Origin of the sequence: Streptomyces hokutonensis (assembly GCF_042751305.1) — a bacterium.
Classification (GTDB): Bacteria; Actinomycetota; Actinomycetes; order Streptomycetales; family Streptomycetaceae; genus Streptomyces; species Streptomyces hokutonensis_A.
The window spans coordinates 18,116-38,835 of record NZ_JBHYWD010000028.1 but is presented as its reverse complement, the minus strand read 5'-3'; the positions used below and the strand labels follow the sequence as shown (position 1 = coordinate 38,835).

Annotated in this window: 14 protein-coding genes and 2 pseudogenes; 10 read left to right on the top strand and 6 right to left on the bottom strand. The window is 69.7% G+C overall.

Annotated elements, in window-relative coordinates:
• The first annotated feature begins 131 nt into the window (after positions 1-131).
• From ACFXC1_RS43960 to ACFXC1_RS43950, 3 genes are all read left to right on the top strand, one after another.
• The gene (locus ACFXC1_RS43960; protein WP_381254101.1) at positions 132-2,582 is read left to right on the top strand and encodes an MMPL family transporter; all 2,451 of its coding nucleotides are present in this window, start codon (positions 132-134) and stop codon (positions 2,580-2,582) included.
• 138 nt (positions 2,583-2,720) lie between these two features.
• Positions 2,721-4,028 (top strand): sensor histidine kinase, encoded by a 1,308-nt coding sequence (locus tag ACFXC1_RS43955; protein WP_381254098.1) that lies wholly within the window; start codon positions 2,721-2,723, stop codon positions 4,026-4,028.
• Positions 4,029-4,759: 731 nt separating this feature from the next.
• Positions 4,760-5,695: an SGNH/GDSL hydrolase family protein gene (locus ACFXC1_RS43950; protein WP_381254095.1), complete on the top strand. Its 936-nt coding sequence runs from the start codon at positions 4,760-4,762 to the stop codon at positions 5,693-5,695.
• 31 nt (positions 5,696-5,726) lie between these two features.
• On the opposite strand, the pseudogene ACFXC1_RS43945 reads toward ACFXC1_RS43950, so the two are convergent.
• A pseudogene (locus tag ACFXC1_RS43945) lies at positions 5,727-6,073 on the bottom strand (integrase core domain-containing protein); the annotation flags it as partial.
• A 224-nt stretch (positions 6,074-6,297) separates the two neighbouring features.
• Positions 6,298-7,158: an SDR family oxidoreductase gene (locus ACFXC1_RS43940; protein WP_381254092.1), complete on the bottom strand. Its 861-nt coding sequence runs from the start codon at positions 7,156-7,158 to the stop codon at positions 6,298-6,300.
• Between the two features lie 89 nt (positions 7,159-7,247).
• Here ACFXC1_RS43940 and ACFXC1_RS43935 point away from each other — a divergent pair, with 89 nt between their 5' ends.
• The 3 genes from ACFXC1_RS43935 (at position 7,248) to ACFXC1_RS43925 (ending at position 10,951) form a co-directional block, all read left to right on the top strand.
• A complete protein-coding gene (locus ACFXC1_RS43935) occupies positions 7,248-7,976 on the top strand; it encodes a TetR/AcrR family transcriptional regulator (protein WP_381254089.1) in 729 nt (242 codons plus the stop codon).
• Between the two features lie 1,045 nt (positions 7,977-9,021).
• Complete coding sequence (locus tag ACFXC1_RS43930; RefSeq protein ID WP_381254086.1) at positions 9,022-10,227, top strand: sensor histidine kinase; 1,206 nt, start codon at positions 9,022-9,024, stop codon at positions 10,225-10,227.
• Positions 10,228-10,294: 67 nt separating this feature from the next.
• Positions 10,295-10,951, top strand: a complete 657-nt coding sequence (locus ACFXC1_RS43925) for a response regulator (RefSeq protein ID WP_381254083.1) — start codon at positions 10,295-10,297, stop codon at positions 10,949-10,951.
• On the opposite strand, the gene ACFXC1_RS43920 is transcribed toward ACFXC1_RS43925, so the two are convergent.
• Positions 10,921-11,601, bottom strand: a complete 681-nt coding sequence (locus tag ACFXC1_RS43920) for a DedA family protein (protein ID WP_381254081.1) — start codon at positions 11,599-11,601, stop codon at positions 10,921-10,923. The genes ACFXC1_RS43925 and ACFXC1_RS43920 overlap by 31 nt on opposite strands.
• Positions 11,598-12,323 carry a class I SAM-dependent methyltransferase gene (locus tag ACFXC1_RS43915; protein ID WP_381254078.1) on the bottom strand — a complete coding sequence of 242 codons (726 nt, stop codon included), beginning with the start codon at positions 12,321-12,323 and terminating at the stop codon, positions 11,598-11,600. The genes ACFXC1_RS43920 and ACFXC1_RS43915 overlap by 4 nt, the downstream gene beginning before the upstream one ends.
• Before the next feature lie 123 nt (positions 12,324-12,446).
• Here ACFXC1_RS43915 and ACFXC1_RS43910 point away from each other — a divergent pair, with 123 nt between their 5' ends.
• From ACFXC1_RS43910 to ACFXC1_RS43895, 4 genes are all read left to right on the top strand, one after another.
• On the top strand, positions 12,447-13,601 hold the full coding sequence (locus ACFXC1_RS43910; RefSeq protein WP_381254075.1) for a sensor histidine kinase: 1,155 nt from the start codon (positions 12,447-12,449) through the stop codon (positions 13,599-13,601).
• On the top strand, positions 13,598-14,248 hold the full coding sequence (locus tag ACFXC1_RS43905) for a response regulator (RefSeq protein ID WP_381254072.1): 651 nt from the start codon (positions 13,598-13,600) through the stop codon (positions 14,246-14,248). Before ACFXC1_RS43910 ends, ACFXC1_RS43905 begins: the two co-directional genes overlap by 4 nt.
• Positions 14,249-14,930: 682 nt before the next feature.
• On the top strand, positions 14,931-17,273 hold the full coding sequence (locus tag ACFXC1_RS43900; RefSeq protein ID WP_381254070.1) for an alpha-L-fucosidase: 2,343 nt from the start codon (positions 14,931-14,933) through the stop codon (positions 17,271-17,273).
• An 861-nt stretch (positions 17,274-18,134) separates the two neighbouring features.
• A complete protein-coding gene (locus ACFXC1_RS43895) occupies positions 18,135-19,502 on the top strand; it encodes a ferredoxin reductase family protein (protein ID WP_381254067.1) in 1,368 nt (455 codons plus the stop codon).
• Between the two features lie 126 nt (positions 19,503-19,628).
• On the opposite strand, the pseudogene ACFXC1_RS43890 reads toward ACFXC1_RS43895, so the two are convergent.
• Together ACFXC1_RS43890 and ACFXC1_RS43885 are read right to left on the bottom strand one after the other, a co-directional pair.
• Positions 19,629-20,270 (bottom strand): annotated as a pseudogene (locus tag ACFXC1_RS43890) (IS982 family transposase).
• A gap of 67 nt (positions 20,271-20,337) precedes the next feature.
• Positions 20,338-20,718, bottom strand: coding sequence for a YrdB family protein (locus ACFXC1_RS43885; RefSeq protein ID WP_381254065.1), 381 nt, complete (start codon positions 20,716-20,718; stop codon positions 20,338-20,340).
• Positions 20,719-20,720 lie beyond the last annotated feature (2 nt).

Sequence of the window (20,720 nt, the reverse complement as noted above, 5' to 3'; positions counted from 1 at the left end):
GCGGTACTAGATCGTTCCGCCGGATTCCGTTCCGCCGTACCGGATGATCGCCCGGTACCGCTCCTACGTTGAGATCGCGGGTCAGTCAGGCCCAGCTCACCCAATGATCTCTTCTCCTGGTGGGAGTAATCGTGGCCACCTTCCTCTATCGGCTCGGCCGGCTGGCGTTCCGGCAACGACGCGTCGTCGTGATGCTGTGGATCGCCGTCCTGGCCGCCATCGGCATCGGGGCCATGAGTGCGCCGGGCACATCCTCCGGGGCCCTGAGCGTTCCGGGCACGCAATCGCAGAGGGCGATCGACCTGCTGCGGAAGGAGTTTCCGCAGGCCTCCGCCGACGGCGCCACCGCGCGTGTGGTGTTCGAGGCGCCCAGCGGGCAAAAGCTCACGTCCGCCGCCAACAAGGCCGAGGTCGAGTCCCTGGTGGCGAGACTGGAGAAGTCGCCGCAGGTGTCGGGCGTCACCGATCCCTTCACCAGCGGCCTGGTCAGCAGGTCCGGCACCATCGCCTACGCCCAGGTGTCCTACAAAGTCGCCCAGGCCGACGTCAGCGGCGCCGCTCACGCCGTCCAGACCGACGTCGTCCAGCAGGGCGAGAAGGCGGGGCTGAAGGTGAGCCTGGGCGGCAACGCCGTCAAGGACAAGGCCGCGAGCAAGGCGGCCGAGCTGATCGGCGTCGGGGTCGCCGCCGTCGTTCTGGTGATCACCTTCGGCTCACTGATCGCGGCCGGACTGCCGCTGCTCACCGCGATCCTCGGAGTGGCCGCGGCCGTTCTGTCGATCACGCTCGCCACGCACTTCTTCGACCTGGCCTCGGCCTCCACGACCCTGGCACTGATGCTGGGCCTTGCCGTCGCCATCGACTACGCCCTGTTCATCGTCTCGCGCTACCGCAACGAGATCCGCGACGGCCACCAACCCGAAGAAGCCTGCGGACGTGCGCTGGGCACCGCCGGATCCGCGGTGGTCTTCGCCGGACTGACCGTGATCGTCGCGCTGAGCGGTCTGACCGTCATCGGCATCGGCACGCTCACCGCCATGGGCCTGGCCTCCGCCTTCGCGGTCGCTGTCGCCGTGGTCATCGCACTGACCCTGCTGCCCGCCGTCCTCGGCTTCGCCGGCCTCCGGATCATGAAGGGCAGGCTGCACACCCGCCGCATGAAGGCGCTGGAGCGCGGCGAGGGCGAATCGATGGGCGTGCGCTGGGCGAAGTTCGTCACCCGCAACCCGGTCAAGGTGCTCGCCGTCTCGGTGGCCGGTCTGGCCCTGCTGGCCATCCCCGCGATGTCCCTGAAGATGGCCCTGAACGACGATTCCATGAAGCCCCCCGGCAGCACCCAGCGCGTCGCCTACGAGACCCTCAGCAAGGGCTTCGGGCCGGGCTTCAACGGCCCGCTCACCGTGGTCGTCGACGCCCGGGACAGCAAGAATCCCAAGGCAGCCGCCGAGGACGCGTACACCATGCTGAGCAAGCTGGACGATGTCGCCGCTGTCCGTCCCGCCTCCTTCAACGAGGCCGGCGACGTGGCTCTGCTCGGCGCCGTTCCCAAGAGCGCCCCCACCAGCGAGGCGACCAAGAGCCTGGTCAACGAGATCCGCGGCCACGGCACCGCCCTGCGTCAGGACACCGGCGCCGAGCTGATGGTCACCGGCCTGACCGCCGTCAACATCGATGTCAGCACCAAGCTCTCCGACGCCCTCGTCCCCTACCTGGCCATCGTCGTGGGCCTGGCCCTGATCCTGCTCCTGCTGGTCTTCCGCTCGATCGTGATCCCGCTCAAGGCCGCCCTCGGTTTCCTGTTCAGCGTGGTCTCGACCCTCGGTGTCCTGGTCGCGGTCTTCCAGTGGGGCTGGCTGAAGGATCTCTTCGGCATCGACCAGACCGGACCCGTCGTCAGCCTGCTGCCCATCCTGCTGGTCGGCGTCGTGTTCGGACTCGCCATGGACTACGAGGTCTTCCTCGTCTCCCGGATGCGGGAGGAGTACGTCCACGGCGCCGAGCCCACACAGGCCATCGTGCAGGGTTTCCGGCACAGCGGCCGGGTGGTCACCGCCGCCGCGGTCATCATGGTCTCCGTCTTCTCCGGATTCCTCCTCGACGACGCCGTGCTGATCAAGTCGATCGGCCTCGGGCTCGCCGCCGCCGTGTTCATCGACGCCTTCGTCGTCCGGATGACCATCGTCCCGGCGGTGATGGCCCTGCTCGGCCACCGCTCCTGGGCCCTGCCGAACTGGCTGGACCGCATCCTGCCCAACGTGGACGTCGAGGGCGAGAAACTGCGCCACGCGCTCGAAGCCGAGCAGACGGACTCCGCGCCCGTACCGGTACCCGCCGGTGTCGCCGCCGGGGCCCACACGGGCTCGGACGGTCACAGCGCACCCCGCCCCTTCACCGACGTCCGCGCTTCCGGCGACACGGACACGCCGACACCTGCCCAGCAGGCCCCCGGGACGGCGCGAGGGCTGACCAGGCTCAAGCAGCGCCTCGCACGCGGCGCCAACGCCACCGCTCCTGCCGACTCGACAGAGTCGGAGACACCGGCACGCAGGAAGCTGCTGAAGAACCCGATCCGCAGGAGTTGACGAGAGCGAGCCACAGCACCGGCCTCCCGCACGACTCCCGACATGGCAGCCAACCGTCCCCGGCGGTCTCCCCTGTCCCGCCCGCCGGTCCGATCCCCCCGGGCCGGCGGGCGGCCCGACTTCGCGAAGGGCCTCCCCGTGACCGCACCGAGCGCCCCCCTTCCCGCCCCTCACCCGGACGAGCGCCAGTTCCTTCAGGCCCTGACGAACGATCCCGAGCAGCGGGTGATCGTCTCGGTCGTCTCCCGGCTCGCCTCGTGGCGGCGGGCCGACCAGATCCGTCCCTGGGTCCGGCGGTGGGGGATCCCGGTGTTCTGCTTCGCGGTCGGCAGCGACGCCTATTCCAATCCCCACAACGTCAGCGACCCCCAGCTGCCGATCATCCTCGCCTTCTGCATCCCGCTGTTGTGGCGGGAGAGACGCCCCATGCTGGTCTTCGCCCTCACCACGGCCATCTCCATCGTGTCTCTTCCCCTGGGCGTGCTGACCGGCGCCGAGTTCGCCCGGGCGGTCGCCCTCTTCAATGTCGGCCGTCACTGCACCCCACGCCGACTGGCGGTCGCCACCGGCGTCACTCTCGTGCAACTCGTCGCATGGGCCTACTTCTTCTGGCGCGGCCAGCAACTGGAGTACGTCACACGACCGGAGCCCGTGACGTTGACGGTGATGGTCGCCGTGGTGGCCTTCGCGGCACTCGGCCTGCTCCTGCGGCTGGCCGACGCCTACATCGACACCCTGAAGAAGCAACGCGACCAACAGGCCCGTCTCGCCACCGCTCAGGAACGCGCCCGCGTCTCGCGCGAGATGCACGACATCCTCGGCCACACCCTCGCCGTCATCGTCGGCCTCGCCGACGGCGCCGCCGGCCTCACCGAGGCCAAGCCCGAACGCGGCGCCCAGGCGCTGCGCATCATCAGCGCCAGCGGCCGCGACGCCCTGGCCGAACTGCGCCGCCTGCTCGCCGTCATCGGCGACGACCGCGAAGGTCAGGACCGGTCGCACGACGTGCCGCTCGATCCGCAGCCCGGCGTCGCCGACCTCGAAGCGCTGCTCGACCGGGTCCGCGCCGCCGGCCCCACCGTCGCCCTGTACGCCCACGGCGACCTCGCCGGCCTGGCCCCCGGGCTCCAGCTGTCCGCCTACCGCATCATCCAGGAGGCCCTGACCAACACCGTCAAGTACGCCGCCTCCCACACGTCGGTCCACGTCTCCGTCGCCGCCGACCCCGGCATCGTGCGCATCACCGTGGAGGACACCGGCCCGCTCCGCACCCACGCACGCCGCGGCGGGTCGGGCAGCGGCCGGGGCCTGGTCGGTATGCGCGAGCGCGCCGCCCTGTACCGGGGCGAGGTCACCGCCGGACCCAACCGTGAGGGTGGCTGGACCGTCCACGCCGTCCTCGTTCCCAACACACCGGCCAACTCCTTGGAGAAACGCCCCGTTTGACACTGTGTTCCTGGGCCGAAACACCAAGCCCTGCCGCGGCTCGGCGTTTCGGCATGACGCCAGGGCCCCGGCGCAGCCTCACCGCCGTTGCGAGGCCGCGGACACCGGCGCACAAGTCGGCGCACCCCTCCGTTGGGGTTTCCCGGCTTCGATGCGACCCGAATCGCATTGCACCGGTACGCCTGCGAGACGCTGCGGACCGGAGCCGGCTGGTCCGGCTCGCGGACACCCGCCCGGACGAACTCACGGCGGGATCAGGGCAGTTGCCGTCGGCGACGCGGTGATCGCACCCGCCGTGCCGCGACGCCTGCTGGAAACCCGCACCGCGCCGATCGTCTCGCGCGAGGTCGACTCCGACCCACGTCCGACCGGCCTGCCCGGCACCGGCGCGACGTCCTGGCCGATGGCGGCGCCTGGCCGAATCAGCGTGCGGCCTGTGACCAGGGACTCGCCCGGCCGTGACCGCGCCTCCGACGCAAGTCGACGTGCCTTCCTACCTCGGTACTACTCGGCCCTGCCCTATTCGGTCCCGCGGTGCCGAGGACAAGCGCGCATTGCCGCCTAGTTTGACGGCAGGTTCACAAACCGCCCTCGTCCCCGCCGCGATCCGGGCAAACCTTCCCCATCTCCCGGCCGGCTCTGCCGGACCCGCTCCCGCCATCGCCCGCAGTGCCCTGCACTGCGGTGTCCGCCCAGCAGTTGGTCATACGTGACGACGACAGGAGAAACCCATGGGGCCGTATGCGCGCACAGGTCTGGCCGGGATCGTGAGCTGCGGTGTTCTGCTCACCGTCGTCCTCGTCGCACGGCCGGACGGCAACCGCGAAAGCTCCGTGAGCGAGCGACCGCAGCCGGGCCCCTACGTCGCTCTCGGCGACTCCTACACCTCCGGTCCGAAGATCCCCCGCCAGTCCGGAACCCCGGCCGGATGCGACCGCTCCGACCACAACTATCCCGCGGTGGTAGCCCGCCAACTCGGCGTCACGGCTGCCGACTTCCGCGACGTCAGTTGCAGCGGCGCCACGATCACCGACCTCAGCGCGCCGCAGGAGACATCCAACGGCACCAACCCCGCCCAGTTCTCGGCCCTCTCGAAGCAGACGCGGCTGGTCACCCTCGGCATCGGCGGCAACGACATCGGGTTCGGCTCCACGGTCACGAAATGCGTCACGATGGGAGCGATGTACCGCGCGATCGGCAGCGGCCGCCTTTTCTCCGACAACGCGCCCTGCAAGAAGCAGTACGCCGACGGCGGGACCGACGAAGTGGCACAGAAGATCCAGACAACCGGCCGAAAGCTCTCCACGGCGCTGGCCGAGATCGAACGGCGCGCTCCGAAGGCCCATGTGTACGTCGTCGGCTATCCGGCGATCCTGCCGGCCCAAGCCAAGGAATGCGGCAGGGAGCTGCCCCTCGCGCCCGGTGACGCGACCTACCTGCACGACAAGGAGAAGCAGCTCAACACCATGCTGCGCGAGCAGAGCGAGACCGCCGGAGCGACATACGTCGACACCTACTCCCCGTCACTCGGCCACGACGCCTGCTCCGCGGAGAAGACCCGCTGGATAGAGCCCCTCCAGCCCAGCAGCCCGGCCGCCGCCGTCCACCCGAACGCGCGCGGCGAGAAGGGCATGGCCGACGCCGCGCTCCGTGCGATCGGCACCTGAACACCCGCGGGCGACCGGGCCTTCCAGCCTAGGTGTGAAGGAAGTCCGTCAGAGCTTGGGGGCGTTCGGCGTTGCTGGAGTACAGACGCACGTACGCCCATTCGTCGAGCAGGGTGCGATGTAGGCGCTCCACCTTGCCGTTCGTCTGCGGCCGGTAGAGACGCGTGCGCTTATGTACGATGCCGGCGGCGCTGAGAGTCTGGCCGGACAGGCGAGATCTGTAGCCGGATCCGTTGCCAGTGAGGCCGCGGTCCCTTTGCCCTCGCCGGTCAGAACCTCGCTGTACGCGAGCCGGGAGTAATCGTCGACGGCTGTGTGGACGAAGCCGTAGCCGATCACGGGACTGCCGCCCCTGCGCGCGTCGGTTGTGGCCTGCTGGCGGACCCGGTCGACGAGGAGCCGTCTGCCGTGGATGGTCGGCCGGGCATGGGGGTGGGCACGGGAAACCTCTGGGATGGTGCGGAATCTGATGGAGCGCCTTGGTTCGTGCCCGAGGCCGCCGATCTGGTGATCGACTCTGGTGATCGACGTCCTCGGGCGACAGAGGATGAGCCTTTGTGGGCGGTGAGTCAGGCCGGGGCTGTCGGCGCGCCCCACTGGATCTATTCGGCCCAGGCATGCTCCAGCTGGGTGTGGAAGGTGGCGGGCTTTCGCCCGATCAGCTCGGCCAGCGTCGAGGCGACGGCGGTGAACTCGCCATTTCGCGCCGCTGCGAAGATGCTCAGCATCAGGTCGGCGATCGGGGCCGGGGCGCCGTGCGCCAGGAACTGCTCGCGGAAGGCGTCGTCGGGGACGACGCTGCGGGTGAAGGGCCGTCCGGTGACTCGGGTCGCGATCTCTGCGACGTCGGCGAAGTCAAGTGCCGCCGAGGCGGTGAGCGGCGGGGTGGGCCCCTCGAAGCGGCCCTCCTCGGCAAGGATCGCCGCGGTGGCCTCGGCGAGGTCGTCGTGGCCGGTCCAGGCGACGGGACCGTCGGCGGGGAGGGCGATGTCACCGGTGCGGCGGGCGGACTCCAGAAACTGCAAGGCGCTGGAGGCGTAGAAGCCGTTGCGCAGCGCGGTCCAGGGCAGGCCGGTGGCGCGTATCAGGTCCTCGGTCTGGGCGTGGTCGCGGCATGCCTGGAAGTGTGAGTCGTGGGCGGCGCCCATCTGGCTGGTGTAGAGGATGCGGCCGGCGCCGGCCTTCACGGCGGCGTCGATGGCGGTGCGGTGGCCGGTGACGCACTCCTCGCCAATGCGGTCGAGAGAGACGAGGAGCAGTTGCTCGGCCCCCTCGAAGGCGTGCACGAGCGAGGCGGGGTCGTCGAAGCTGCCCTGCCGGACGCGGACGCCGCGGTCGGCGAGGTCCTGTGCCTTGCGGGGGTCGCGGACGCTGACGCCGACGCGGTCGGCGGGGACGCGCTCCAGAAGGCATTCGACGGTGCGGCGGCCAAGCTTTCCGGTGGCTCCGGTCACGATGATCATTGGGTTCTCCCAGCGATGTTTCCAGTGGAATCGCTTCAACGATAACACTGGAAATTCCGGTGGAACCAAATTTTCGATATCGTTGGTTCATGGTTAGACGCGACTCCACCGACAGCCCTCGTCGCCGCATCGTCGAGGCGGCCGTCGAGCTGCTGGAGAAGGGCGGCCCCGACGCGGTGAGCACCCGCGCGGTCGCCGCCGCCGCCGGAATGCAGCCGCCGGCGATCTACCGCCTGTTCGGCGACAAGGAGGGGCTGCTGGAGGCGGTCGCCGAGCACGGATATGGGCAGTTCCTGGAGAGCAAGCGCGCGCAGCTCGACCTCGCCCCCGAGGACCCGGTGGAGGAGCTGCGCCGCGGTTGGGACTTGGTCGTGGAGTTCGGGGTCTCGCGCCCCGAACTCTTCGCGGTGATAAACAGGGCCACCGGTCGGGGCGTGGACAGGGCACACCGTGCAGGCCTGGAGATCCTCTACGGCCGGGTACGCCGACTGGCGGCCGGGGGGTGGCTGCGGGTCGACGAGGAACTGGCCGCCCAGATCATCCAGGCCACCGGGCAAGGCGCGGTCACCACCTGGCACTCCACTCCCGCGGACCGCCGCAATCCAGAGCTGCTGGCCATCCTCCGCGAGTCCATGGTCGCCGCCATCACCCGCGTCGAACCGACGGTCCCCACCGCGGAGACCGGCCCTGCCGCTGCGGCCCGCGCACTGCGCGCAGCTCTCCCCGACGACACCGATGTCCTAAGCAACGCCGAGCAGCAGCTGCTGCGCGAGTGGCTCACACGCCTGGCATCGGACGGCGGCGCTCCACATACCTGATCGCACGTCAGAAACCCTCGCGCAGGTTGGACCTCCCGGGGAGATCGTTTGATGAAACGGCGTCCACGAGACGAGACAGTGGGCGGCCACACCTCGGCCAACGCCTCCTGCCGGACTCCGAGCCGGACCTGAGCCGGGCCGGTGAGGCGGCCGACGGTGCGACTCTCACGCTCTGGTGCTTGTCCCTGTCGGACTCGATGAATACGCGTGCTCAGCCCTTCGGGCGGGCGCCGTCATCCAACAGAACCTCACCCACGGGCTCATCGACATCGCCCCGACCACCGTCAAGTCCCACGCCTGCCGCATCCACACCAAGATCGGCGCCCGCAGTCGCGTCCGGGCCGTTGCCTTCGCCTACGAGTCGGGCCTGATCGGGCCGCACACCACTCGCTCCGCTCTCCCCGCCCGACCGCGCTCGCAGCACAGACAGTGCACCGTTCGCCGCAGCCATGAGGAGAGCGAACTCTGGTACCCCGGTACTAGTCGGCGCCGCGGCATTCCCTCCCGCGGTGCCGTGGCATCGGTCGATTCTGCTTCTAGGTTGAAGCCCGGGACTGGTCAGGCCCGTCCACGCAATGACGGCTTCTCCCGGCGGGAGCAACTTCGTGTCCATCTCGTTCTGTACCGACGCGCGCTGGTCGTGGGAGTCCCCCTGACATCCGGTTCCTTGCCCGCGACATGTACGAGGGCAAGGAACCGCACCACGCGCTCGAAGCCCGACAGGCAGCCCGCCCCACGGCCGCCTTCTCCCGAGGTTCGGCCCCCGGCTCCGACGACGCGGGCGGTGACCAGGCCGGGACGGCCGCCGACCCCGAACCGTTGTCAGCCGTACGATCGCGAAAGAGCGGTCGGCTCCGGTCGGCGTTCTCCCCCAGTCGCCGCCCGGCCGTCCATCCCCCGAGGACCGGCGAACGGCTCGCCTGCACCACGAAGGGCACCGACCTTGACCCCCACTCCCCCGCAGGATTCCCGGCCCGGTCGACGCCTTCCCGGTCGGCCCGGGCTGCCCGAGGCACTGACGGCCGATGACGAGCAGCGTGTGATCGTGTCCATCATCGCCCGGCTGTCTTCCTGGCGGTGGGCGGACCGGGCCCACCCTCGGGTCCGGCGGTGGGGCGTCCCGCTGTTCTGCGCCGTCCTGGGCCTGCCCTACGTGTTCACTGCCGCCGGCGAATCCGGGATCGCCGAAGAGCTGGCCCTCACCGTCGCCGTGGCGGTTCCGCTGCTGTGGCGGGAGCGTCGGCCCATGCTGGTCTTCGCGCTCATCACGACCATCGCTGTACTGGCGACCTACGCAGAGTCCCCGCACGATGCCAACGCATCCGCCGACGCCGCGCGTCTCGTGGCCCTGTTCAACGTGGGCCGCTTCGCCACCCCCGGCCAGATTCTCATCGCCCTGGCCGTGTCCGTGGCGCAGCTGGTAGCCCGGACCGCCGGGCTGTGGGGCGACGGCCGGCCGGAGTACGCCGCACGTCCGGAACTCGCCATGCTGCTGGGGACGGTCACGGTGACGGCCATCGCAGGCCTCGGCCTCGCCACCCGCCTGGTGAACGTCGTCATCGCCGCTCTGCAGAAGGAGAAGGACCAGCAGGCCCGCCTTGCCGTCGCCCAGGAACGCGCCCGCGTCTCCAAGGAGATGCACGACATCCTCGGCCACACCCTCGCCGTCGTCGTCGGGCTCGCCGACGGCGCCGCCGGCCTGACCGAGGCAAAGCCCCAGCGCGGTGCCGAGACCCTGAGGCTCATCGCCGACAGCGGCCGCGGCGCCCTCGCCGAACTGCACCGGCTCCTCGCCGTCATCGGCGACGACAACGACCGGCCGCACGGTGCCCCGCGCGCCCCGCAACCCGGCCTCGCCGACCTCGACCCGCTGATCGAACGCGTCCGCGCCGCCGGCCCGAGCATCACCCTGGACATCGACGGCGACCTCACCGCGCTGACACCAGGCCTCCAGCTAGCCGTCTACCGCATCGTCCAGGAAGCTCTCACCAACACCCTCAAGTACGCCGCCGCCGACACCTCCAGCAGCGTCCGGGTGACCGTCGGGCCCGGCACGATCCACGTCGACGTCGAGGACACCGGCCCCTTCCGCGAGCCCCGCTCCCGGAGGCGGAGCACCGGAAGCGGCCGCGGCCTGATCGGCATGCGCGAACGCGCGGCCATCTACCAGGGCCAGGTCACCGCCGGACCCAACCGGGAAGGCGGCTGGAGCGTCCACGCCCGCCTCCTGACCACCCCGCCCGCCCCCTGACCTCACGGCCCCCTCCCCCAGGAGCAGGAGGTACCCCCATCCACGACCGGAACGGAGAACCCCGCACATGACCACCGTGCTCATCGTCGACGACCAGGCCCTGCAACGCCTCGGCTTCAGCATGCTCCTGGAACAGCACCCCGACCTCACCCTCGTCGGTGAAGCCACCCACGGCGCCGAAGCCGTCCGCAAGGCGGCCGAGCTGAAGCCCGACGTCGTCCTCATGGACGTCCGCATGCCCGGCATGGACGGCATCGAGGCCACCAGACGCATCGTCGAATCCGGAGGCCGCTCCCGCATCCTCGTCCTGACCACCTTCGACCTCGACGAATACGCCTACGACGCCCTGCGCGCCGGAGCGTCCGGGTTCCTGCTGAAAGCCGCCATGCCCGACGAACTCATCTCCGGCATCCGCGCGGTGGCCGCGGGAGACGCCGTCATCTCCCCCGGTCTGACCCGCAAACTCATCGACGCCTTCAGCAGCCGCCTGCCGGGCCATACTCCCGAGCAGGAACGGCAGCTGGCCCGCCTCACCAACCGGGAACGCGAAGTACTCACCGCCGTCGCGACCGGCTGGAGCAATACCGAGATCGGCGAACGCCTGTCCCTCGCCGAGTCCACCGTCAAGTCCCACGTGAGCAGCATTCTCACCAAAGTCGGGGCCCGGGACCGGGTCCAGGCCGTGATCTTCGCCTACGACGCCAGCCTCGTCCGGCCTGCCTGAGCATGGCCGGAGCACTTCGTGACGGACTCGGACGCCGGTTCCCGGGGCGGAGGAGACGGGCGGCGCCTTCTTCGCCACAGCAGCGAGCCCCCGATCGCCATCAGAGCGACCAGGGCGAGGGCAGGGCCGCCCAGTGTGAGGACACGCTGGAGCGAGGTCGCGGCGCCATATCCGACGCCCGCTTCCGCAGTGGCCCACACACAGGCGGCGACGACGCTGTACGGAGCGATCCGCCGGTAGGGCAGGCGGGTGGCGCCGGCGGAGTGCGGGGCGAGGGTGCGGACCACCGGCAGGAAACGGGCCACGAAGACCGCCCGGCCGCCATGTCGCGTCATCAGCGTCTCGGCCCGGCCCCACGCGGCATCCGGAACGCGACGGCCCATGGGTCCGCCGCGCAGCCGGTCCCCGAGGTACCTGCCGGTGCGGTGGGCGAGGAAGTCACCCGCCACCACGGCGCCGGCCGCGGCTGCTATGACGAGAGAAAGGTTGACCTGGCCGGCGCGGGCCAGCGCGCCGGCGGTCAGGAGCAGGGTCAGAGTCGGGACGAAAGCGCCGATCAGAAGAACCGACTCGGCCAGGACCGCAGCAGCCACCACCGCGTACGCCGCGACCGGCGGAAGGTGGCCGAGGACGACGGACAGCGCGTTCACCTCCGCGCCTCGACGGGCTGCGGCTCGGGCTGGCCAGCGGAGACGAGGGGGCTTTGCAGATGCCAGACGTAGGCGGGGGGAATGTTGGCCCACACCGTCCAGCGGCCCGTGGCGTACGTGCGCTGGTAGGTGGCCATGATGTCGTCCACGGCGGCGTGGCGGCGGGCTTCCGCTCGCGATGCCGTCAGGGCGCGGGCCCTGCGGGTGCCGAGGTAGGCGAAGTAGGTCAGCGTGCCGCCGGGGTGGAGGAGTTCCATGTAGCGGGCCATGATGCGCTCGACCTGCGCGGGCGTGAAGTTGGTCAGGGGCAGCCCGGAGACGATGACGTCGTACCGCTGGTCGGTGTCGAGTTCCTCGACGTAGGTCTGATGCACATTCACCTGCGCGGACGTGGCTGCCATGTGGGGATGCGCGGTGACCAGACGGCGCAGTCGCGCGGCGAAACGCGGGTTGGCCTCGACGATGTCCAGGCGGCTGCCCCGGGGCAGTTCGGGTATCAGGGTGCGGGTGACCGCTCCGGTGCCGGCGCCGGCTTCCAGCACCGCCAGCGGGCGGGGCGCCTGCGCCCGTACAGGGTCGGTGAGCACGCGGGCCAGTGCCGTGCCGCTGGGGGCTATCGCACCCGTGGTGCGCAGGTCACGGGCTGCCTCTATCAGGAACATCCAGCCTTCGGCGTTGCGCTGCGCCGGGACGCGGTCGTGGGAGGTGGTCCAGTCGTTCATGGAATTGACGCTAGAAATCCGCGTCCGGCATCGGATCCGCCGTTCTACGACGGTGTCCCCCTACGAAAGTAGGGGATGGGCATCGCCGATCGTCAGACGGAATCGCGCACCGGTCTGCCTAGCATGAGCCGGGTGAGCAGCAGAGAAGGCCACAGATGGGCGGCCTACGGGCGCGGGGCAGTCGTGGCGTTGTGCGTGCTGGGGGCCGTGCTGAACGACATGGCGTTCGAAGGGCGCTACCTGGTCCCCGTCATCATCACGGCGCTGATGTGCGCAACGGTCCTGCTCGTGCCCCGGCTGCGGTGGCCGATCGCGCCGTTGCTGGTCACGGCGGCCACGGCATGGTGGGGGTGGCCGCTGCTGCCCATGCTGGCCGTCGCCCTGTTCGACCTGGCTGTGGACCGCCGGGCGCGGGTGGCCGTGGGTTGTGCTGTCGCCGCGCTGGGCGCCAACCTGCTCAGCTACCGGGCCACCTCCCTGTGGACGAGCCAGTCCTACGCGTCCACGCTGCTCCTGCCGGTGCTGGCCGTGCTCGTCGGACTGTGGCTGGGCAGCCGGCGCCGCCTGCTCCAGGCGCTGGCAGCCGACGTCGAGCACCTGAGCGTCGAGGCTCAGCTGCGCGAGGAGGCGGCCCGCATCGCGGAACGGTCCCGTATCGCCGCCGAGATGCACGACGTCCTGGCCCACCGCCTGAGCCTGATCGCCCTGCACACCGGTGTCCTGGCCACCAGAAGCGACACGCTGCCCGCTTCGGTGGCCGAACGACTCGGTCTGCTGCGCGCGACGTCCGTCGAAGCCCTCGCTGATCTGCGCGAGGTTCTCGGTGTGCTGCGCGATTCCGACGCCGCGCAGACGAGTGCCGCACTCACGCCGGTCATACGAGACGTGCGGGAACTGGCCGACGAGGCCCGCGCCGCCGGTCAGCACATCGGGCTGATCGTCGAGGGGCGTCCCGAGGAGGCTCCCACCACCCACCGGCTGGCCGTGTACCGCATCGTCCAGGAAGCATTGACCAACGCCCGCAAGCACGCCGACGGCGCCGTGGTGACCGTACGCATCGACTACCGGCCGCCCGCCACACTCGTCGAGGTCACCAACCCCGCTGGTACTCCCCGCACGGACACCGTCGGCAGCGGCTACGGACTCGTCGGCCTGCGCGAACGCGTCACCACGCTCGGCGGGTACCTGAATTCCGGGCCGGCCGGCGCGGGCTCCTGGCGGCTGGCCGCACGTATCCCCCACCCCGCCGGCATCGAACAGAACGGCACCCGCTCATGATCCGCACCATGATCGTCGACGACGACGCCCTGGTCCGCCTCGGCCTGGCCGACCTACTCGCCGACGACCCCGGCATCGAGGTCGTCGCCCAGGCCCCCGACGGCCTGGAGGCCGTCCAACAGGCCACCGCCCACCGCATCGACGTCGCCCTGGTCGACGTACGCATGCCCCGTATGGACGGCATCACCGCCACCGCCCGCCTGCGAGCCCTACCCCACCCGCCGAAGGTGATCATCCTGACCACCTTCGACCTCGACGAGTACGTCTACAACGCCCTCGCCGCCGGAGCCGACGGCTTCCTGCTCAAGGACACCGATCCCGCCGAAATACTGCGCGCCGTCCACCTGGTGGCCGCAGGCTCGGCCATGCTCCACCCCACCGCGGCCCGCCGCCTCATCGACCGCTACCACGCCACCAACCGTCCCGAGGCAACCGCTGCCAAGGCCCGGTTGGACCGGCTCACCCCCCGCGAACGCGACGTGCTCACCCTCCTCGCCCGCGGCGACACCAACGCCGACATCGCCACCCGCCTCGCCATGCGCGAGAGCACCGTCAAGGCCCACGTCAGCCGTGTCCTGACCGCGCTGGAAGTCACCAACCGAGTCCAGGCCGCCATCCTGGCCCGCGACGCGGGACTCACAGCGTGACAAGGACCTCGCCTTCCGTACTCCCGGTCGCCGGACAGAAGGCGTCCGTGATCCGGGGTTGTGTGATGGCACCCCTGTACGAAAGTCGGGGGTCGGCGTGGCAGATGGTGGAACAGCAGGCGCTGTCGACCGGACGGCGTCAGCCTCGTGAACACTCGAATTGCCGACGCTCATGTGTTCGGCGTGATTCCCAAAGGATCCGGGGAGGTGGTCGCCGACACGCTCGGACGGCAATCCCCTGAGGTGAGGCAGACACTCCTGGACGTGAAGGACGATCCGACCGCCTTCGCCCGCCGTTACCTCCCCGAAGGCAGCTCGGACTCCATCTACACCAACCACGACACCGCCGAACTCCCCACAGCGACACCACCACAACGGACATGACCATCCGCCGCCCCCTCATTCAATCCAGCGTGCGGCCGCCGGGCAGCCCCTGAAGAGATGACAGAACTCTTTCATCGCCAGAAGCAGATCCGGAGGGGAGCGGCCCGTCCAGCTCGCCCGGATGCAGGGCCTTCCGCCATGGCGCGCGGCGGCGCGGCCGAGATCCACCACAAACCGGCCGAGCAGGACACGCAGCCGAGTCATCCTATGAATCTCTCCAACTCCCCTCCCCGTTCGCACCATTGACAGCTTCGCGGCCCCAATCAATCATCAGACATCCGAGCAATTGGAGCCGCTCATGAGTACGTATCCGAGACGTCAGGTCCTGGGCACCGCGGCCGGAGTCGCCGCCGCAGCAACCCTTCCCCTCACTTCGGCCACCGCCGCACACGCCGCCGAACTCGCCGCCACCGCGTCCGGACCATGGGTCCCCGTCCCCGAGCCGGTCCCGGTCCCGCTCGACGGCCTCTACGACAACGACGGCATCGACACCGCCTCCGCGCGCGGCGGCGACTTCGACGGTTCGGGGTACACCTTCCCGGGCGAGGAACTCCCCACCGGCCGCGTCGAGGTCGACGGCATCCCCTTCCTCTTCCCCTCCTCGGCCGCAGGCGCCAAGAACAACGTCGTCGCGATGGGCCAGCGCATCGAACTGCCCCAGGGTCGCTACCTGTCGGCCGTCTTCCTCACCTCGGGCAGCTACGGCAACGCCTCCGGCAACGCCACCGTCCACTACGCCGACGGCTCCACCACGACCGCCGGCCTCGGCGGCGCCGACTGGTACGCGGCCGGCGGCTCGCTCTCCGCCCCGTACCGCTACGGGCCGGACGGCACCAAGGACCAGCACAGCGTCGGCGTCGGCACCTCGGAGGTCTGGCTCGACCCGCAGCGCGAGGCGGTCGCCCTCACCCTCCCCGTGACCAACCCGGCCGAGGCAGGCAAGACCTCCCTGCACGTCTTCGCCCTCTCCCTCCAACCCGCCGCCCAGGGAAGGGCGTTGGCCCTGCGCGACGCCCACTCCACCAACTCGCTGCTGGAGTCCTCCGGCGCGCAGAGCGTCGAGGCGACGGTCGTGAACGCCGGTACGGTCGCGATCCTCGCGGGCGACGGAGTCTCCGTGCGCGTCGACGCCGAGGGAGCCCGTACGGTCGAGCCCGCCCGCGTCCGGCGCCTGGACCCCGGCGAGCAGGCCCGCGTCCGCGTCGGCATCCGCAGCGGTGCCGCACCCGGGACGGTGCGGGACGGCACGGTGACCGTGACCGGGCGCGGATCCCAAGTGGCGGTCTCCCACGAGCAGTTGACCCTCGGCGTCGCCGACTACCAACCCACCGGGACCTCCCTCGCCAGCCACCAGGCGCCGTACTGGTTCCAGGGCGCCAAGTTCGGCATCTTCATCCACTGGGGTGTGTACTCGGTGCCCGCCTGGGCGCCGGTCGGCAAGCAGTACGCCGAGTGGTACTGGGACCAGATGCAGGACCCGAACAACCCGACGTACGCCTACCACCGGGACACCTACGGCGAGGACTTCGCGTACGACGACTTCATCCCGCGCTTCACCGCCGAGAAGTTCGATCCGCGGGCCTGGGTGGAACTGTTCCGGGACGCGGGCGCCCAGTACCACGTGCTCACCTCGAAGCACCACGAGGGCTTCGCGCTGTGGGACACCAAGGTCTCCGACCGCAACGCGGTGAAGATGGGCCCGAAGCGGGACCTGGTCAGGGAACTCTTCGACGCCTCACGCCGCTACACCCCCGAACTCCACCGCGGGCTCTACTTCTCGATGCCGGAGTGGTTCAACCCCGACAACCCGTGGATGGGCCACGCCCCGCGCAATCCGTACACCCTTCAGCCGGTGCCGTACACCGGATACACCGCGGGCAAGGACTTCGTGACGGAGTATCAGGCCCCGCAGATGCTCGAACTGATCCACGGCTACGACCCCGAGCTCATCTGGTGCGACATCGGCGGCGCCAACGACAGCCTCGATGTGCTGGCGGAGTACTTCAACCACGCCAAGAACCGCCGCCGACCTATCGACGTGACCGTCAACGACCGTTCGGGCATCGCCTTCCACGACTTCACCACGCCCGAGTACACGACGTACGAGAACACGGTCGTCGCCAAGTGGGAGTCCAGCCGGGGCCTCGACCCGTTCAGCTACGGCTACAACCGGGCGACCCCCGACGACGGCTACATGACGGCCGAAGAGGTCGTGCGCAACCTCGTCGACATCGTGTCGAAGAACGGCAACTTCCTTCTCGACATCGGCCCTCGGGCCGACGGCACGATCCCCGAGATCATGCAGACCCGGCTGCGCGAGACCGGCCGCTGGCTGCGCGTCAACGGCGAGGCGATCTACGACACGACGTACTGGTCGAGGATGGCCCAGCTCGGCGACGACCTGAGGTTCACGGTCCGCCCCGACGAGGCCTTCTACATCCACTCGCTGGCCGAACCCGGCGCGAAGCTCACCGTCGAAGCGCCGATCCCGATCCGCAGCGGCGACAAGGTGACGATGCTCGGCCACGGCCGCCCCTTGACATGGACCCTCAGGAATGGGGCGCTCGTGATCGACGTACCCGAAGCAGCACGCAAGGCGGGGCAGCACGCGTGGGTGTTCAAAGTGCACTGGCGTGCCTGAGACCCGACGGACACCCGAGCACGACCGGTGGTCGCGACGGCATGACGCCGTTCGCGCCACCGGCGGGCACAGGTCCGACAAGGCAGGGGCGTAGTCGTCACGGAAACGCGGTCACACCGCCTGGCGTGCTAAGCCACGCCAGGCGATGGACCTGGACCGGTCGACGGTCCGAACCGGTCGTCGTGGTAGCCCATCGGGTCGGCCGACCCCGCCGGGGTGGTGACATACGCCTGCGGCCTGCGGGGGGAGCCGCTTCGGCTCTCTTTCCTCCCACGATCGAGTCCTGGCGCAGAGACACGCAGAAGGCTGGATGTTCCTGATCGAAACGGCCCTCACTCTGCGCCCTCCGGTACATCCGCCTCCAGCGGAAACGCGCCGGCCCGGGCCCTGACCGAACCCGTACGGGTCCAGGCACCCCGCCCGTCGGCAGTGCTGGAAGTCGGCTCCGTCTCCGGAACGGTCGCACTGGCCACCGGTTGCGACACCTGGGGATCGTCAGCCGGATGCGGCCTGGGTGAGGATGCGGCCAGCCACACGGCACAGGTGCGCGCGGTCGGCTTCGGGCAGCTGTGCGGTCAGACTGTCGACGCTTTCGGCGACGGCGGCCCGGAACGCGGCCTCGACCCCTCCACCGCCGACTCACCGCCCTCAGCCGCACACACCCGGGCCGGGCAACGATTCCTCCATGCATTCCACCGTGGCTACACTTCAGCCACAGAAAAGGCTACGGTGTAGCCGATAATCAGGTGATCAAAGGTCCAACCGTCGACCCGCCATCGCCAGAGACACGGCACAGCCGGGCGGCGAGGGCACGCGCCCCGTGCTTCCACGTCCGCATCACCACCGTTCGAGAGGCAGACGATGCCCGTCCTCATCGCGATAGCGATCTACGCGATCCGGCTCGTGCGCGCCCCCATGGACGTGCGGCTGAAGAAGCGCCACGCCGGACCGCTGACAGTGACAGCCGGAGCCGTGGTCCTCTACCTGGCCTGGGACTGGCTCCGCCGAGACGGCATCAGCACCGTGTACTTCGTCGGCGAGTTCGCCGGTGTCGCGGCCGCCTATCTGATGACCTGCACCCTGGTACTGGCCACCCGGCTCACGTGGCTGGAGCAGTGGTTCGGCGGACTGGACCGCATGTATTTCTGGCACAAGCAGTACGCCCTGGCATCCATGCTCCTGCTCTCGCCCCACCTCCTTCTCCATTTCTTCTCCGGCTTCGACGGCAGCGCGGACCACTACGCCGGCACCCCCCGGGCCGGCCAGCTCGTGGGGATGGGCCACGTCCTCGGCGCCGCGTCCGCCATCGGCCTGCTCGTGCTGGTCCTCATCTCGCTGGGCCAGGTCGGCCGCATCCTCCGGTTGCCCTACGAACGCTGGCTCTTCCTGCACCGCCTCACCGGTCTCCTGCTCCTGTCCGCTCTCGTGCACGGCTGGTTCCTCGACCTCGTCATCAACGGATCCGCGATTCTCCTGGCCCTCTACGTCACCATGGCCACCGTCGGCCTGGCCGCCTACGCCTACGACGAACTGGTGCTGCGCCGCAGGGAACCCCAGGCCGACTACACCATCCGCCGTGTCTCGCGGCCCGCCACCGACATCGTCGACCTCACCCTGGCCCCCACCGGCCCGCACACCCTGCCCCTGATCGGCGGCCAGTTCGTCTACCTGCGCGTGGGCGGCCGACGCGCATGGCGCGAACACCCCTTCAGCGTGGCCGGAGTCCAGCCCGACGGCTCGGTCCGGCTCACCGTCCGCGCGCTCGGCCGCGGCACCCAGAAGCTCTACACGGACGTACGCGAAGGACTGCCCGCCACCCTCAACGGCCCCTACGGCATGTTCGACCACACCCTCGGCGGACCCCGTCAGATCTGGATCGCCGGGGGTATCGGCATCGCCCCGTTCCTCGGCTGGCTCACGCACCCGAGCGGCACGCTCCCCCGCGCCGACCTCTTCTACTGCGCTCCGACCGCCGACACCGCACCGTTCCTCGCGGAACTGACAGAGGCCGCCGAGTGCCTTCCCGGACTCCGCCTCCACCCGACGTTCAGCCGCAGCCAGGGCCATCTCACCGCCGACAGGATCCGGACAACGGCCGGCCCGCTCACGCCGGACACCCACGTCTTTCTCTGCGGCCCCGCGTCCATGATCGAAGACCTCAGCCGGGACCTCCACCGCCAGGGCATCCCCCGGGACCACGTCCACGCCGAACACTTCGCGTTCCGCTGACGGGCCAACGGCGGTTGCCCGGGGGATTTCTCGTCGGTGTCCACCCGGATGGTGGTCGCGCCGTCCATCGGGCGAGGGCTCCCTGTCGTGAGCGCCAGCCCCCCTAGACGAGCAAGTCCTACGTGCTCAGTGATCAAATGCGATGACGGCGCGCATGCTGGGTGCTCCGGTCCTGTGGTCGTGCCAGATCGCGGCGGCCACGGCGAGGATGCGCTGGGCGACGCGGACGGCAACACCCTCGTGAGTACGGCCGCCGTGCTGTTCCGTGCCCCGCATCGCGAGATCGTTCTCGAACTCCTTGGAGGCGAAGCCCTTGTCGGAGATCAGGAGGAGTCCGGGCCTGTATGTGACCAGGCCGGCCGCGACGTCAAGCATGGACTGAAGTACTTCGCGCTCATCCATCTTCGGGATCGCAAGGGCCCACAGGATCAGCATGCCAACCGGCGTACAAACCAGGTACAGGCATAGGTCGTCCGTGTCCACGGCGAGCATCCGTATCGCCTGCTGCACCAGTGGCAATGCCGCCTTGAGGCGCTTGTTGTACCCGGACCGCTGCGGCAGGTACGGGAACATCGCGGCCAAATGCGTGTGCGCGAACCGCAACCAGCGCGTCTCGGAGTGGAGACCGAGCAGCGCCTGCGCGACCGCCAGGGTGATCAGCTCGGCACCGGCCAGCTACGGCGGCCTACCCGTCCAACGACCGGCTTCCAGCTCATCATCGACCTTCCCGTACAGCGCGGTCAGCAGAGTGTCCAGGTCATTCGTCACGCACTGATCCTGGGCACTCGCTGCGTGTTCCCGAACGCACTGCCAACCTGATACGGCTGGGGCGGACTCAATGCCTGATCAGCCACAAGACCCGGTCCCACGACAGAAGGTGGTACACGACCAGCGCACCGGCGAGCATCACGGCGAGAGTGCGGGATCCCGCCGCGTACAACGCCGCCGCACCGCCGAAGAACACGGCCAGCTCCAGCAGGAACCGCAGCGGTCCAGGTGTCGCAATCACCGTCCCCCCGGACCGGGATGCATCGTCTGGGGTGGCGAAGACTCCCCACAGCACGGCCACGATCAGGGGAACGCCAACCACGCAGACATACCGCAGGGAACCAGGCACGACAGCCCATGCCCAGAGCCCGAAGCACACCAGAGCCACCAGCTCCAACACGAACCTCACACCAAGAGACAACGGGTGAAAGCCATACCCGGACGACATAC